The following is a 15174-nucleotide window of genomic DNA, read 5'->3' as shown; positions in this document are numbered from 1 at the left end:
ATCAGGTAGGTGAGGTGGCTGGCAAGCATCGCTCCGAAAAGTTAACAGCTCGGCGCAACGTTTACAACCACTTCCCGCACCAAAATTAAAATGCCGTCCAGTGCTTAACTGAACGGCATTACCGGTTTTTCCGGGGCATTTTGCGTTTCTCGTGACCGCTACAGAGTCACACGGCTTTCTTCATCGCACTCTGATACACGTCGATGTACGCGTCGACCATGGTTGCAGGGCTAAAGCTCTTCGCGTGATTGAGCAGCCGGTCATGCACCGAGGCGCACTTCAACAACTCGATCGCATCGCGGATCTTCTCGATGACCGTATGCGGTTTTTCGATGTCGAAGATGAGATGCGAATCTGGCTCGATGACCTCGGGGATGCCTCCGGTGTTTGCACCCACCACCGGAACGCCGTGCGAGTAAGCTTCGACCGTCACGCGGCCGAAGGGCTCGTTCCAGATCGATGGGACGAGGAGGATGTCGATGGCATTGAGAAAATCCGCCGCTTTTACACGGCCGAGGAATTCGACGCGCGGATCGCGATACTTGTTCTGCAGACTCGCCATGTAATCCGGATCGCCCGTGCCGCCGATCGCGAGCGTCCAGTCGATCGTGTCGTCACCGAGCAGTTGATCGAGCACGATTTCCAGACCCTTTTCCGGCGAAACGCGCCCAAGCAGGCCCAGACGCACCGGGCCGCCGCCATAGCGCCGCGGGCGCTGCGCGGGCGCATCACCGAGCGGCACGTAGCAGTTGTTGATGACGGCGGTGCGCGATGCGCCCGCAAAGAAGCCGTTGTCGAGGTGCTTTTGCAAAACGAACTGGCTCACGCCCACCGCGACGTCGACGCGCGCTGAAGCGGCCTTCTTCGGTCCCGCGTAAAAGGCGCAGACGCCGCACTGACGCTTGCACGCCTTCTCGTTCGAGAACATCGTCGAACCCGGACACATCAGGTAGTAGTCGCGCGCGGTGTGCACAATCGGCACACCGGCATTGCGTGCCACGCGCCAGATGTCGATGGAAAGACACGACAGGTTGCTTGTGTTGATGACGTCCGGCTTCTCGCGCGCGATGATCGCCCTCAGCTTGCGCGCCATTACGACGTTGTGCAGGTCGATTGCGTGCCACATGAGCTTCGCTACGCGCGAATGGTTCTTCGGTTGATGGGGCCAGTAGAGATTGACGGAACGAAGGTGATAGACCTTGACGCCATTGAGTTCGCTGCGACGATCGACACCCGTGCCGGTCGCGCATACGACGCACACTTCCATGCCCGCCTTGGCGAGCCCCTCGGCCAGGATGCGTGTCGATACTTCAGCCCCGCCCACCGAATCGGGATGGTACAAAGTGTTTGCGATGAGTATTTTCACGGCGTCCGTTTGGTTTGAGTTCTTCGATCCAGGAACCCTCGCGCCGGTCTGCAATGGGCGCACCCCGAGGGTAGTGGAATGAGGCGATGCAATTGCGACGCCCAGAATGGACGCGAGCCACGATGTTCGCGGGCAATTGATCAGAGCGGGCGCTGCCTATAGTCTACTCGGTCCTCGACTGCACCTCCAAATACGGGGCGCCCCCATGGCGTTCGCCGTAGAGGACCTGCGCAAGTCTCGTCGCTGCGTGGTCCCATCGATACTGCCCCACGTGCTGCAGGCCTGTCTTGCGATGATGCTCGCGCAAATCGGGGCTGGTCGTCATCAGGGTGATCTTCGCGGCGATGTCTTCGACCGATTCCGGGTCGCAATACATCGCGGCGTCGCCGCACACCTCCGGCAGCGACGCGGCAGTCGAGACGATCACAGGGCATCCGCAATACATCGCTTCTAGCGGCGGCAAGCCACATCCCTCGTAAAGCGAGGGAAAGATGAGGCATGCGGCATCGGTGTAGAGCGCCTTCAGTTCCGCATCGGAGACGAATCCTGCCCAGATCACCCGGTCGTCCACGGCTTGCGTCGTCGCGCCTTGCGCCGCGAAGACGCGCGCGTTTGCACCGCCCGCGATGACAAACTTGATGTTCGGAATATGCCCGAGCTGCTTGATCGCGTCGAGCACGCGCTGAAGATTCTTGCGCGGATCGAGGCTGCCAACGATGACGCAATAAGCGTCCTTTGTGAGCGAAAGACGTCCGATGATCGAGTGATCGGCGACGAGGCGGTCGAGATGATCGGCCCCCGGGCGGATGACCTCGACGTTCGACGGATCCATCTTCAGATGATGGCAGATCCGCGACTTCGAAAAGTTCGAAACCGTCAGGATGAGCAGGGTTTGCCGCCGCAGGATCGAGAACTTGCTGCGGTACCAGAACAGGAACTTCTTCGAGAATGCATGCGGAACGTCATAGACCGCCATATCGTGGACCATGACGACCTGATTGCGCTTGAGAAGCGGGCCGGTGTTGCAAAGGCTGATCAGCGTATCGCGTGCGGTCGCGATCGGCAGCGAGATCTGCTCCCAGAGATTGCCCTTGAGGCTCGCGCCAAACCGGACTCGCCGGGACGCAAGGCCAAGGTCAGCCGCGTTGTGCGGTACGACGACTTCGAGTTCGTTCGGCGAGTGCGCGCGCGCCTGCATTGCACGCGTCAACTCGTAAGCGACTCGCTGAACGCCTGTGATGCGTTGTGAAGCAAACTTGCCATTGATTACAAACCCCATGACGTCCTCAGGTGAGGCGGCCCGCCAGTCGTCCGGCAAAGCCGCGGCAATGCTTGCTTATTCTTCGCGTACTGCTGACTCGCTGACGACGTACGAGTCGTCGCGCGCCGTGCCAGCGTCGAGGTGAACGCTGTCGACGATGTCGAGCAAGACGTGCAAGTCCGCGACCAGCACAGCCGACGAGCGCATGTTCAGCGCGTCCGCGGTATTGATGGACTTGCGAATACGGTCAATTGCTAGCTGCGGTTCTTTCATCCGTGAATCTCCATAATCAAAGTCAGGAAGACCATTACCTTTGGTCGGGCAGGGGCGTCTTCATGAACAAGCTCAATAACTGATAGGTACAAACCTGTACCCCACTGGCAAGTTATTTCGCACACTAAGCAACGCTCTGTGCGGAAGATCACATATCGATACAGCGCTTCAAACCGCAAGCGAGGCCATCCTCAGGAATCGTGCGCCTCTTCGACGCCTGCGCCGCCTTCCGCACGATATGCCGTCGGCGACATGCCATAACGCCGGCGGAAAAGCCTTCCCAGACGATCTCCGTTCCCCATGCCGCACCGCCGCGCGATCTTGTCGACGGGCAGATCGCTTTCTAGCAGGAGGCGACAAATCAGTTCAAAGCGCACGTTCATCAGGTACTGCTGAGGCGTCACACCGTACTCCGCCTTGAAGCGGCGCAGATAGTTCCGGTTGCTCATCGCGGCGACTTCGGCCGCATCGGAAATCGAAATCGATTTGCTGAAATTTTCCTTGATCCAGCCCGCCGATGCGTGAATCTTGTCCGTCGTCGTAGTAATGGACAAGTCGTCTGTCATGACGTTCGGATGATCCAGAGGCTGCGGCTGCAGTTCGCTTACCACGCGTCGCGCGATATGCGTGCCGAAGTCCGCTTCGATCTTCGCGAGCGCGAGATGCACCGGTGCCTCGCAGCCCGACCACGCGGCCATCGGGATGTCCTTGAACCAATAAATGGGAACCGTGGCCGGCCGCGTCTTCGTGCCATCCATTGTCGTCGCGCCGGTGCGGTCGTGCGCGTCCTGGAACGATCGCTCGCCGCCGAACAGCCAGCTCAGCAGGTGCGGATCGTGATCAGCCATTGCTTCGCTCTTGCTGCACGCCACGAAGAGCGCGTCGAAGTCCGTCACCGCATACTCATGCAGATGATGGGTCCAGATCGAAATGGATGAGGACGTCGATATGTTCCCGCCGCTCTTCGACATGAGCGACAGGTGATAGGCCGGCTGACCGCCCGAGCCCGGCTGCAATTCGTTTGCAAGGCGGAACGCTTCGCTGATGACGCCGGCATTGTATATGCAGCATCGTTCGAACAGGAGGAGTCCGATATGACGAGACGCTCTGGTGGACGTCTCTTGTCGCTTGCTTTCCGATAGTGCAGACGCAGTCGACAGATTCATTGGTGTTCCTTCTTCATCTCGCGTTTTCAGGTTGTGCGATGCATCGTAGAAACATTCGGGGGCCGGCGAAAATTGGCAGGCTGATATCGCCAGTGTTTTGGCCGATTTGTCGGCTGTTCATTTCACTCTTCCGATTGATATTAATAATAGAAATAGGCGGCCCGGTCGTCAGGAAGTCGTAATCTGGCGAAAAATTTTTTTCGGAATGTCACTTAGCTTTTTAATTCGATGCCTTTCAGGGAATTTCACGGAGCCTCACCAACTGACTCCTGTTCACTCGGCAAGACCCTTACTGTATAAGGCTTTGGCGAATATTGGAAATCTTTCCTGCACAATCTGCATGGTAATAATGACTCACTTTCGATAATCGAGAAGATATTGCCTCGCGCTGAAACATTTCAATCTCACTTGTTACAATTGCGTTCCACATTAAGAAATGTCAGGGTATGACCTCACACATTTCGGACAAGACCACGCCAATTTTCGCCGCAGCTATTTTTTTGGCGTTTCGACGCGCCTATGCTTCACCGCAGCAACATTTTTTGCAGGTATAACCGTACATATCGGCCAGTTCCCACGCCGAAGCGCGCGGAGGGCGGCTGCCTTCTTTCGCCGATCGAACAGCGATCGGCGATGAGATCGTTCGTGTCGAGCCCGCATCGCTGACCAGGCGACAGTCAAGCAACGATATATATCGGAGTGCAAATTGAGTGTTCATCCTGAAGTCATGGACGCTGCAGCTCGTGACGTTTCGGATCGCCTTTCTGATCCATTGACCACGTCCGACGCTGTATGCGTCTTACCGATCCGCCCGGTTATCCTGGCGGGCGGAGCAGGAACGCGCCTTTGGCCGATTTCCCGCAAGCAATTCCCGAAGCAGCTCGCCGGCATGTTGGGCGCGGGCTCGCTACTGCAGATGACGATCCAGCGCGTCGGAGGATTGTCGCGCCATGGTGTCGAAGAGTTGGCTCCTATCGTCGTATGCGGTGATGAGCACCGCTTCATGACGGTTCAGCAACTCGAAGAGATCGGCGTCGCCGCCCGTCTCATCGTCGAACCGAGCAGCCGCAACACGGCCCCTGCGCTTTCACTGGCGGCGCTCGCCTCACGTTCGGAGGATCAGGACTGCGTGCTCGTCGTGATGCCGGCCGATCACCTTATCCGCGATACGGAGGCCTTCCAGCGCTCCGTGCTGAAAGCGGCCAGCTTCGCCGAACGTGGTGCCATCGTCTCGCTCGGCGTGCGTCCCACGCGAGCAGAGACCGGCTTTGGCTATGTCAAGCTGGGTGCGTCTCTTGAAGACGGTGCGCATGAGATCGAGCGCTTCGTCGAAAAACCCGACAGCGAATCTGCAGGCGAATATCTGAGCTCCGGCGCCTACTGGTGGAACAGCGGCATCTTCGTGGTCCGTGCCAGCGTCTGGCTGAACACGCTGCAGCGCTTGCAACCCTCGATGCATGCCGCGTGCGTCGCAGCATACGAATCGGGACGCGCGGACGGCGCGTGCCATCTTCCGGATCGCGAGTCGTTCGATGCAGTGCAAGGCGATTCGATCGACTATGCTGTGATGGAGCGTCTCTCGCGTGAGCCGGGGACGCAAGGTGTCGTCGTGCCCCTCGACGCGCCGTGGTCCGACCTGGGCTCCTGGGACGCCATCTGGGACGCGCTCGACAAGGACGAGGACGGCAACGTCGCCAAGGGCCGCGTCGTGTTCGAAGGCTCAACGTCCTGCTTCGTGCAATCGGAAGGGCGCCTCATTGCGTGCGTCGGCGTTACCAATCTCGCAGTGATCGAGACGGCAGATGCGGTGCTGGTGGCCGATCGATCGCGTGTTCAGGAAGTTAAGAGCGTCGTCGGACGAATCGCCGACGAGCACAGTCCCGAAGTCGATTCGCATCGCAAGGTGCATCGGCCATGGGGCACTTACGACTCGATCGACAAGGGCAGCCGCTTTCAGGTCAAGCGCATCGTCGTACGCCCGGGTGCCCGGCTCTCCCTGCAATTACATCATCACCGGGCCGAACACTGGACCGTGGTGAGCGGCACGGCGATCGTCACGCGGGGGGAGGAGAGCTTCTTGCTGAGTGAAAACGAGTCGACTTACATTCCGCTGGGCGTCAAGCATCGTCTGGAGAATCCAGGAAAGGTGCCGCTCGAGATCATCGAAGTGCAATCCGGCTCGTATCTCGGCGAGGACGACATTGTTCGCTTCGACGACAAATACGGCCGCGCGAGCTAAAGCCGCTGAAGTACGCGTCCTGTTGAGTTCCTGTTACGGACGTTCGTGCTGCAGCGATCGCGTGCCGCGTACGGCAGTGCAGGAGATGTTGCAACCCCCGGAGCACACCCTGTCAAATATCGGGTGTACCCGAGCTGTCAATGAAGGCGTCGTGCATGTGCATCGCCCACGTAATGGTCGATGCATGTCGAACCACCAGGCGATGCATGTACTCGTGCACCGACGCCAAGCAAAAGAATCCACGCCTCCACTGAGGCCGCCAGAGGGCACGAGTACTGAAAACTAGGGGCCTCCTTCGGGCACCGCCGTCGCGATCAGCGGCCAGCGGTCCGGAGCAGGCAATCGTTGTTAACAACTTCAAGTGTCAAGCCCGCGTGGCAATTAAAGCGCGGCTCACTGCGCAACATCGCGAGAGCACATCTATGTTGAATCTACAGTCCGACCTGCACGGAAACCATCTGCTACGAGCGCTGCCTTCTGATGAATGGCAATCGCTCGCTCCCGATCTGGAACTGGTGCAATTGCGCGGCGCACAACTGCTGTGCCATGCGAGCCATCGTTTCCGGCACGTATATTTCCCGACCACGGCAATCATTTCCCTGTTGCATACGATGGAAGACGGGCGTTCGGTCGAGATCGCCGCAGTCGGCCGTGAAGGCATGACGGGCGTGCCCGTGCTGACCGATGGCGAAACGATGCCCACCACGGTCGAAGTGCAATGTGCCGGCTCGGCGTACCGGATGGAGGCGCAGGTGCTGCGCGAACATCTGCGCCGTTCCGACTTTCTTCGCCGCATGATGATGCTTTACATGCAGGCGCTCTTCACGCAGGTTGCGCAGACGGCCGCATGCAACCGCCACCATTCGCTGAGCAAGCAACTGTGCCGGTGGCTTCTCATCGACATCGACCGCAGCTCGTCCAATCAATTGCAGGTCACGCAGCAGCACATCGCGGATCTTCTCGGCGTGCGTCGCGAAGGCGTGACCGAAGCGGCCGGCCAGTTGCACGCGGCAGGCATCATCTATCAGACGCGCGGCTGCATCAAGGTGCTGGACCGCGCGGGGCTCGAAGCACGCGCATGCGAATGCTATGGGCTCGTCAAAGGTGAATTCAGCCGCTTGCTGCCACCGCGCGTGCGCATGACAGAGACGGCCTGATGCAAGATCGTGGGCTTTAATATCGAGGCTCCGGAGACGACAATGCCCGGCGACGAAGTGATCGGTCGCCGGGCATCGGAGGGCGAGGCACTAGGCTCGCTTCATCTCCATCAATTGCCCCCACTCATAGTCGACGACATCCGGCCGCATCGGGAACACGCCTGCGCCTGGCGTGAACGTGAGCTCGCCGAAATAGATCTTGTCGTCGGGCGCGTACAGATCGACGCGCACATACTCGAAGTCCCGCGCGAGCGATGTCGCCACGCTCAGGAGTTCGTCGAGATTGTGCGGACGCGGAGCGGGCGTCTCGCTGCGCGGGTAGTGACCGATGGCGATTTCAAGACGATTCCATTGCGCGTCGTACATGTCGCCGCGCGAATGCTCGCCGAAGCGATCGGAAATCACTGCGATATAGATCGTCGGCTCGGTCGAGCCTTCCCTGAAGAAGCAATGCACCTTCATGTCGGCGGGAATGCTGCCGCTGCTGTCGGCGAGCAGTTCCTCGAAGAAGATGCGCGGCTTGATCGTGCGGTAGTGACGTTCGCGCGCGACGCGATAGAAGTCCGTCACGAGCCATTGCCTTGCGAGCCGGTCGAGCTCTGCGAAGGAAGTCTCCGACTTGTCATGAACAATCTTGACGAACCCGCTGCCGTGATTCGCCTTCATGACGAACGTCTTCGGAAGCGCATTGAACACCTGCTCGTCGAAGTTATCGGGGTCGGCGATCAACGGAATCAGATATTGCTCGCCCACCTTGCGGCGGACGTAGTCTCGAACGGTGAGCTTGTCTGTGAGGTCGACGAAACGCGGGTCCGGATAAAGGCAGCGGTGGAGGATCTTTTCGTTGAAGGTTGTCGGCGACTTGACGTTGGGAAACCGGCCGACCTTCTGACGATGCGAGATGCTCAAAAATACGCTGTCTGGCAGCCAGCCCTTGGCTCCGTCAATCAGCCTCTTGGAAAGCGACATCGTTCTTCTCCTGTAAGGACGCAATGCTACGTATTCACGTTAAGGCCAGTGAAACGAAGTCAATCACTACTTCCAACAGCATCCCCGTCGGGCGCTAGGCCGCTCAGGCAGGTACGGAAGGCAGCGACAGAAAAACGCTCCTGCTTGGCAGCCTGTACCGTCTTGCGAGCTCGTCGAGCGCGGTCTGTGGCACCGCGGTTCGCTCGGCTGGCTTTCAAGTTTATAACCCATTATCGGCGACCCGTATCCCAGTCGTCGTGCGGTAGGCAACAGACAAATTCACCTGGGCCGCTTTCGGTGCCGCCAACGTCTAATACTACGGCTAATACGGGCGTAGTTCGTGGATTTGTTGCAAAAGAAGCAATGCTTGCGCTGTCGCCTGGGGCGTCAAACGATTCGTTTCGCGCTCTTGATTTTTTTGTTGGTTGTGCACAGGAGCCGCAAAGTCGACGCGCTATTAGAACTATTGCTCCTTGCGATTCGATCTCGGATATCGATATGTACGCCACACCACCAAACTCAGCAGTCTTCGCCCCGACTATAAGTCGGTCCCGTTGGATTTCGTCAACCAACCCGTCCATAGCGAGAGAGTTAACGTGAAAGTTGCCATTGTCCACGACTGGCTAGTGGTCTCAGGGGGCGCCGAGAAGGTGTTGCAGAGAATCATAGAGTGTTTTCCGCACGCTGACATCTACACACTCGTCGATTTTCTGGAAGACCGCACGTGCGTAAAGGATCGGCCCGTATACACCTCGTTCATCCAGAAGCTGCCGATGGCGCGCAAGCGTTACAGAGGCTATCTTCCTTTAATGCCGCTTGCGATCGAGCAGCTCGATCTGTCGGCCTATGACCTTGTGATTTCGAGTTCCTACGCGGTCGCCAAGGGCGTCCTCACGGGGCCCGACCAGTTGCATGTGAGCTATGTGCATTCCCCGATACGCTACGCGTGGGACTTGCAGCATCAGTACCTCAAGGAATCGGGTCTCGCATCCGGGTTTAAGTCCGTGCTCGCGCGCGTTCTCCTGCATTACATCCGCGGCTGGGATGCACGTTCGGCAAACGGCGTCGATCATCTGATAGCGAATTCGCATTTCATCGCGCGTCGTATCAAGAAGGCGTACCAGCGTGAATCGACCGTCATCTATCCGCCGGTCGACGTGCGTTCGTTGCAGGTTCGCACTCAGAAGGACGACTTCTATCTGACCGCGTCGCGAATGGTGCCGTACAAGCGCATCGACCTGATCGTGAAGGCGTTCTCGAAGACGCCGGAGCGGCGTCTCGTCGTGATCGGAGACGGTCCCGACATGAAGAAGATCAAGGCGCAGGCGGGCCCGAACGTCGAGATCATGGGGTACCGGTCGTTCGAAGTTCTGCATGACCACCTGCAGCGCGCTCGCGCGTTCGTGTACGCCGCCGAGGAGGACTTCGGCATCTCGATCATCGAGGCGCAGGCGTGTGGCACGCCGGTCGTCACTTTCGGCAAGGGTGGCGCGCTGGAGTCGGTCATCGGCATGCCGAACGAGCGGCCGACTGGCGTTTTCTTCAAGGAACAGACTGAGGAGTCGCTGCTGATGGCGGTGGAGCGTTTCGAGCGCAACGAGCATCTGTTCGACCCGAAGGTCATTCGCGACAATGCCGAACGCTTCTCGACCGAGAAGTTCAAGGCGTCGCTAAGCGCTTTCGTCGAAGTGGCGCTGGCCCGCTTTCGCGCAGAGTCGACGATGGCACCGCGGCTCGCACGCGCCGAGGCAGCAGCAAAGGCAAGAATTGGTGATGCAGCGACGGTAGAGGAACGAGAGACCGCGCGGCATCAGTGACCGCCTTGTAGCGGCCAACGAAAAGTGGCCCGGCAATGCCGGGCCACTTTCATTGGGAGAAGGCGATCAGAAGAACCGCGTGAGTTCTGCTCCGACGAGCGCACGCAAAGCGGGTGAGTGAATATCGATCATCATTTCGAACGGGGCTCGATGCCCGTACGCGAGCATCGCCACCACCAGGAATCCGACGACGGCACCCATCGGGTAGCGCGGACGGGCGTCGCTTCTCGCATAGGCTCGCAGGAACAGCAGCGCCACAGTCGCTCCGACGATCCACCCTGAAATCACTTCCGCGAGCGAATGCGAATGGTCAACGACGCGGGCCGCAGCGGTAATTGCACCGATGGCAAGCCCCGCGGCGATGCCGAGTCCCTTGCCGAGTTCGAGCCGGTCGCTTAGCAGCGCGAGTACGACGGTCAGGATCGCAGTTGCGAGCATCGTGTGGCCGCTCACCATGCGAAACCCGATCGGCTCGATCTCGGCGCCCCAGCCGGCGTGAATGATCTTGGTCGCGCCGACGAAGCACATGCCGACGCCAAGTGTGAGAATCCAGCGCAAAGCGAGTTGCCAGCGCGATGTCGCGATCCACATGGCGAGGGCGATGGCGATGGGGAGGGTGAAGCCGGCGTCGCCGACATTCGCGAGGATATGCGTCATAGTTCTCCACTGGATGCGGCGGTTGGTACGGATCGCGCCGGCGGACCATCGGTGTTGCCGGCGCTAGTCCGCCGCCTACATCGGCTCAACGCTGCGCCGTCCGATGGCTTCGTACACGAAGCCCAGTTCCGCCATGTTTTCCGGCTCATACAGGTTACGTCCATCGAAGATCAGCGGGTGTTTCATCTTCGAGTGAAGCGTGCCGATGTCCGGGCTCTTGAACGCCTTCCATTCCGTGACGATGACGAGTGCATCGGCTTCGGTGACGGCGTCGTACTGTTGCGAGCAAAAATGGAGCCGCTGCCGCTGCGCCGGCTCATTCTCCAGATCCAGCGCAAAGACGCGTTCCGCTTCGTCTGACGAAACCGGATCGTAGGCCCGGATCGTCGCGCCGCGTGCTAGCAAAGCCGTGATCAGCGCGCGGCTCGGCGCTTCGCGCATGTCGTCGGTATTCGGCTTGAACGCGAGCCCCCACACCGCGAGCGTCTTGCCGGTCAGGTCTTCGCCGAGCCGCGCGCAGACCTTCTGGACGAGCACGCTCTTTTGTGCGTCGTTCACCGATTCGACCGCGTCGAGTATGCGAAGGTTCTGCCCGCGTTCCTGCGCTGTGCGGATCAGCGCACGTACGTCCTTCGGAAAGCACGAACCGCCGTAGCCGCAGCCGGCATAGAGAAAGTGATAGCCGATGCGCGGATCGGAGCCGATGCCGCGCCGTACCGCCTCGATGTCCGCGCCCACCATGTCGGCGAGATTCGCCATTTCGTTCATGAACGAAATGCGCGTGGCGAGCATGGCATTGGCCGCGTACTTGGTGAACTCGGCGGAGCGCACGTCCATGTACATCGTGCGCTCGTGATTGCGGTTGAACGGCGCGTAGAGGCGCGTGAGTATTGCGCGAGCGCGTTCGCCCTCGGCGTCTTCCGCGCAGCCGATCACGATCCGGTCCGGCCGCATGAAGTCCTCGACGGCCGCGCCTTCCTTCAGGAACTCGGGATTCGATACGACGGAGAAGCCGTGCTTCACGCCACGTCGATCGAGTTGTTCCTGCACCGCGGTTCGCACACGATCGGCGGTGCCCACGGGAACGGTCGATTTGTCGACGATCACCTTGAAGCCTTCCGCATATTTGCCGATCTGCTTCGCGGCGCTCACGACGTATTGAAGATCGGCGGAACCGTCTTCGTCAGGCGGCGTGCCCACGCAGATGAACTGCACGTCGCCGTGCTCGACGGCTTTCGCGATGTTCGTGGAAAAGCGGATGCGGCCCGCTGCGACGTTGCGCTGGATGAGTTCCTTGAGCCCCGGCTCGTGAATCGGCACGCCGCCGTGATTGAGGATGTCGATTTTCTTGGCATCTACGTCGAGGCACAGAACGCTGTTGCCGATTTCCGCCAGGCAGGCTCCCGTTACCAAGCCTACATAACCCGTGCCAATTACAGTAATTTTCATTATGTCTCGCCTGTCGAGAAGTTGAAGGATGCTTGTCGAAGTCACCATTCGAGACGATCGCTGCCCCGGCGCCGCGCGTTAAGGGGGCTTGCCGGACAAGTCGTCTCGAATGTTGGAAGCCTTCGCGATTCTTCGATCGAAGGTCGAATGGCGCCGAGCAAGGAACCGCTGGCGGCTGCCATCGATGCTGCGCATGCTGAAGGCGATGCGTGAGGCGCGGTCTGCGGCGGGCGCTCATCGAGCGAGACCCGCGCGCAGGCGTCCTCGACAGCATCCTAACGTGGCGTAATGTTCGCTATGTGGGGCAGGCAACCAAACGGGAGAAGTGTACGTTGGTCAAGGCCGTCGCTGCGGGCTATGTGGTCCAGGCCGCTTGCGCGTGTCGGGGTCGCGGATGGCGCTACACCATCACAAGCCCGTAGCGCATGCCAAGCATCACCGCTTCGGTACGGTTGTTCGCGCCGAGCTTGCCGAAGATCGACGAAAGATGGAACTTCACCGTGTTTTCGGAGATGTCAAGCAGCCGCGCGATTTCCTTATTGCCGAGGCCTTCGGCAAGCATCGCGAGCACTTCGGTCTCGCGCGCGCTGAGCGCTTCGGGCGGCATGGCGGGGACGTCATGCCGCTGCGGCTTGCGTGCGTCGATGAGGCGCGCGAGCATCTCGCGCGACAGCACGCATAAGCCCGCAGCGGTCGCTTCGATGGCCGCGGCGATATCGGCAAGCGGCGCGTTGCGAGAGAGCAGTGCGACTGCATCGTCGGATTCGAAGTTGGGCGTCGCGTCGCCTTCGGGTTCGTCAGTCAGGAACACAAAGGCACAGGCCGCGGTGCCGATGCCGAACGCCGCCGTCGAAAAGTCGGCTGGCTCGCCTTCCATGTCGATCACGAGCACGTCGATCGTCGCACCGTCGAGACGTCCGGCCAGTGTGGCTGCGTCATCCGCGCTGGCGGCGAGATGGAAGACTTCACGCGATGCGACGAGCGCCTCGATATCCGCGCGCACCTCCTCCGACTGGGCGATCACCGCGACGCGGATCGGCCCTGTGCGCGCGATGCGTGCGAGCGGCGGTTCATCGGACATGCGACCGGTCCTCAGTGCTAAAGCTCAGCGGCAGCCGTTGCGCTGGGGCCGCTCGCCGACCGTGACCGCGCATTCGAGGCGCTCGCCGCCCCGGATCAGCGCGACCCTCAGCGGCTGCCCGATGCTCGCCGAGCCGAGCGCCGCATGCAGTTCGCCGAGTTCGCCGCATGGGCTGCCCTCCATTTCGATCAGCACGTCTCCGATCAGAATGCCGGCTCGTTCCGCCGGACCATCCGACGCGAGCGAGTTCACGAGCAGACCCCGGTTCGACGCGAGTTGCATCTTCCTGACCCACGACTCCGACAGGCTCACGGGCTGCGTTCCCACACCGAGATAGGCCCGCGCGACGCGTCCGCGGGTCAGCAGTTCTTCGGCGACGCGTTCGACCGTTGCGCGCGGGATCAGCATGCCGACGCCGCGAACGAGCGCCGACGTGCAGATACCGACGACCTCTCCGCGCATGTCCGCGAGCGCCGCGCCGGAGAATCCCGGATGCAGGCCGCCGTCGAGCCGCACGAACGCGTCGAGCTGACCGCCTCGCCACGTTCGCCACGGCCCGCCGACGCTGCCGATCAGGCCCGAATCGGCATGGGTCGTCGCGTCGTCGCCGCGCGCGACGGCGAGCACGAAGTGACCTGCCTTGAGCGAAAGCGCGTCGCCGGGGGCGGGGAGCGTCAGGTCGATGCCGTCGAGCCGCAGCACGGCGATGTCGGTGCCTGCATCGCGTCCGGCCAGCGTTGCGCCGACTGTGCGGCCATCGTGAAGGGTGACCTCGATACCCTCATCGCGGCGCAGCGTGTGCGCCGCCGTCACGACGACGCCTTTGCGCCAGACCACGCCGCTCGACGGGACGCGTCTGCGCCCATGTACCGCGACGACGCCTTGACCGACCCGCTCGACGATCTGCGCGAGCCCTTCCGAAAATTGCACCAACGGACTTGAATCGGACGATGTGCTTTGCATGTGAATCTCCTGCCGGGTTTGCCGCCGCCATTCGTTCGAGCGCTCCTTGGCGGAGAGCACGAAGCGCCTGCGCATCGCGCTTTGCAGGCGATGCGGCTCGAGTGGATTCAGCATGACAGAAGGGCTGGGTGCGCGCACCACCCGAACGGGTGGCGCGGCTCGCGTGCCGGCGGTGGCGCGGGAACGGTGCGTCAGTCGGGTTCCGGCAGCGAGCGGACGACCTCGGCGTTCGGCAGCAGCAACGGCTGGCACGCGCGCATCACGTTCGCCCAGAACATGAACGGCGACGCGAAGGGGAACATCGCGGGAAACAGGCCGCCTTGCATGAGCAGGCGTGCGGCGGCATCGAAGGATGGCGTCGCAGTGATGTGGATCGTGATGCCTTCTGCGTTCTGCTCCGGAAGCCGGCGCCGCGTGATCTCCACATCGATCGTCGGAAGATGAGCCGTCAGTGTCGTTTGATCCATGGTCGACCTCGCGTTGGCATGAGCGTGCAGTCATGGTATCCGCTGAGCGGCAGCGCGACAACCACGCTTGGATGCGTGGGCTGAGTATGCGGTGCGTTCGCTTCTTGCGACATTCTTCTGCAATTCATTACTAACGAGGCTCCGCCTCAGACCGACGAGTTGTACGGGTGACTGCGGAGCGCTGGCGGTGTAAGGTGGCTCCGGTCGAGCCGGCTGGGACGTGCCCAGCGATGTACGAGCTCGAAGCTCAATGGGTCCGAAGACCCGTGGACGACCGGAGCCAATCATGACGTTATCACAGAGTGTGTG

13 protein-coding genes are annotated in these 15174 nt (G+C 60.7%); 3 read left to right on the top strand and 10 right to left on the bottom strand.

What is annotated here, in order from left to right; genetic code table 11:
• Window positions 1-166: 166 nt before the first annotated feature.
• From AWB81_RS35005 to AWB81_RS34990, 4 genes are all read right to left on the bottom strand, one after another.
• On the bottom strand, window positions 167-1366 hold the full coding sequence (locus AWB81_RS35005; RefSeq protein WP_062642200.1) for a glycosyltransferase family 4 protein: 1200 nt from the start codon (window positions 1364-1366) through the stop codon (window positions 167-169).
• Window positions 1367-1529: 163 nt separating this feature from the next.
• Window positions 1530-2645, bottom strand: coding sequence for a glycosyltransferase family 4 protein (locus AWB81_RS35000; protein WP_062642198.1), 1116 nt, complete (start codon window positions 2643-2645; stop codon window positions 1530-1532).
• Window positions 2646-2702: 57 nt separating this feature from the next.
• Window positions 2703-2900: a hypothetical protein gene (locus tag AWB81_RS34995; RefSeq protein WP_062642196.1), complete on the bottom strand. Its 198-nt coding sequence runs from the start codon at window positions 2898-2900 to the stop codon at window positions 2703-2705.
• A 191-nt stretch (window positions 2901-3091) separates the two neighbouring features.
• Window positions 3092-4066, bottom strand: a complete 975-nt coding sequence (locus tag AWB81_RS34990) for a GlxA family transcriptional regulator (RefSeq protein ID WP_062642194.1) — start codon at window positions 4064-4066, stop codon at window positions 3092-3094.
• A 727-nt stretch (window positions 4067-4793) separates the two neighbouring features.
• On the opposite strand from AWB81_RS34990, the gene AWB81_RS34985 reads away from it, so the two are divergent.
• Both AWB81_RS34985 and AWB81_RS34980 read left to right on the top strand, forming a co-directional pair.
• Window positions 4794-6305, top strand: coding sequence for a mannose-1-phosphate guanylyltransferase/mannose-6-phosphate isomerase (locus AWB81_RS34985; protein ID WP_062642192.1), 1512 nt, complete (start codon window positions 4794-4796; stop codon window positions 6303-6305).
• 422 nt (window positions 6306-6727) lie between these two features.
• Complete coding sequence (locus tag AWB81_RS34980) at window positions 6728-7462, top strand: Crp/Fnr family transcriptional regulator (protein WP_062642190.1); 735 nt, start codon at window positions 6728-6730, stop codon at window positions 7460-7462.
• Between the two features lie 90 nt (window positions 7463-7552).
• Here the strand turns inward: AWB81_RS34980 and AWB81_RS34975 are convergent, their stop codons facing one another.
• The gene (locus AWB81_RS34975; protein ID WP_062642187.1) at window positions 7553-8431 is read right to left on the bottom strand and encodes an ATP-grasp fold amidoligase family protein; all 879 of its coding nucleotides are present in this window, start codon (window positions 8429-8431) and stop codon (window positions 7553-7555) included.
• 596 nt (window positions 8432-9027) lie between these two features.
• On the opposite strand from AWB81_RS34975, the gene AWB81_RS34970 reads away from it, so the two are divergent.
• On the top strand, window positions 9028-10248 hold the full coding sequence (locus AWB81_RS34970) for a glycosyltransferase family 4 protein (RefSeq protein ID WP_087135400.1): 1221 nt from the start codon (window positions 9028-9030) through the stop codon (window positions 10246-10248).
• Between the two features lie 66 nt (window positions 10249-10314).
• Here the strand turns inward: AWB81_RS34970 and AWB81_RS34965 are convergent, their stop codons facing one another.
• From AWB81_RS34965 to AWB81_RS34945, 5 genes are all read right to left on the bottom strand, one after another.
• Window positions 10315-10905: a phosphatase PAP2 family protein gene (locus AWB81_RS34965; RefSeq protein WP_062642185.1), complete on the bottom strand. Its 591-nt coding sequence runs from the start codon at window positions 10903-10905 to the stop codon at window positions 10315-10317.
• A 75-nt stretch (window positions 10906-10980) separates the two neighbouring features.
• Window positions 10981-12354, bottom strand: a complete 1374-nt coding sequence (locus AWB81_RS34960) for a UDP-glucose dehydrogenase family protein (RefSeq protein WP_062642183.1) — start codon at window positions 12352-12354, stop codon at window positions 10981-10983.
• 400 nt (window positions 12355-12754) lie between these two features.
• Window positions 12755-13435 carry a helix-turn-helix transcriptional regulator gene (locus tag AWB81_RS34955; protein WP_062642181.1) on the bottom strand — a complete coding sequence of 227 codons (681 nt, stop codon included), beginning with the start codon at window positions 13433-13435 and terminating at the stop codon, window positions 12755-12757.
• Between the two features lie 24 nt (window positions 13436-13459).
• Entirely contained in the window at window positions 13460-14512 is a 1053-nt protein-coding gene (locus AWB81_RS34950; protein WP_235026069.1) for a S1C family serine protease, read from the bottom strand.
• 77 nt (window positions 14513-14589) lie between these two features.
• A complete protein-coding gene (locus tag AWB81_RS34945; RefSeq protein ID WP_062642179.1) occupies window positions 14590-14865 on the bottom strand; it encodes a hypothetical protein in 276 nt (91 codons plus the stop codon).
• Window positions 14866-15174: the final 309 nt, after the last annotated feature.

The organism is Caballeronia arationis (genome assembly GCF_001544975.2).
Taxonomy (GTDB): Bacteria; Pseudomonadota; Gammaproteobacteria; order Burkholderiales; family Burkholderiaceae; genus Caballeronia; species Caballeronia arationis.
The sequence above is the reverse complement of the archived record's forward strand: the minus strand, read 5'-3'. Positions and strand labels throughout refer to the sequence as shown.

Coding starts and splice junctions, on each gene's coding strand:
- AWB81_RS35000 (WP_062642198.1), bottom strand. CDS start 2,645: ATGGGGTTTGTAATCAATGGCAAGTTTGCTTCACAACGCATCACAGGC.
- AWB81_RS34995 (WP_062642196.1), bottom strand. CDS start 2,900: ATGAAAGAACCGCAGCTAGCAATTGACCGTATTCGCAAGTCCATCAAT.
- AWB81_RS34990 (WP_062642194.1), bottom strand. CDS start 4,066: ATGAATCTGTCGACTGCGTCTGCACTATCGGAAAGCAAGCGACAAGAG.
- AWB81_RS34985 (WP_062642192.1), top strand. CDS start 4,794: ATGGACGCTGCAGCTCGTGACGTTTCGGATCGCCTTTCTGATCCATTG.
- AWB81_RS34980 (WP_062642190.1), top strand. CDS start 6,728: ATGTTGAATCTACAGTCCGACCTGCACGGAAACCATCTGCTACGAGCG.
- AWB81_RS34975 (WP_062642187.1), bottom strand. CDS start 8,431: ATGTCGCTTTCCAAGAGGCTGATTGACGGAGCCAAGGGCTGGCTGCCA.
- AWB81_RS34965 (WP_062642185.1), bottom strand. CDS start 10,905: ATGACGCATATCCTCGCGAATGTCGGCGACGCCGGCTTCACCCTCCCC.
- AWB81_RS34960 (WP_062642183.1), bottom strand. CDS start 12,354: ATGAAAATTACTGTAATTGGCACGGGTTATGTAGGCTTGGTAACGGGA.
- AWB81_RS34955 (WP_062642181.1), bottom strand. CDS start 13,435: ATGTCCGATGAACCGCCGCTCGCACGCATCGCGCGCACAGGGCCGATC.
- AWB81_RS34950 (WP_235026069.1), bottom strand. CDS start 14,512: ATGCTGAATCCACTCGAGCCGCATCGCCTGCAAAGCGCGATGCGCAGG.
- AWB81_RS34945 (WP_062642179.1), bottom strand. CDS start 14,865: ATGGATCAAACGACACTGACGGCTCATCTTCCGACGATCGATGTGGAG.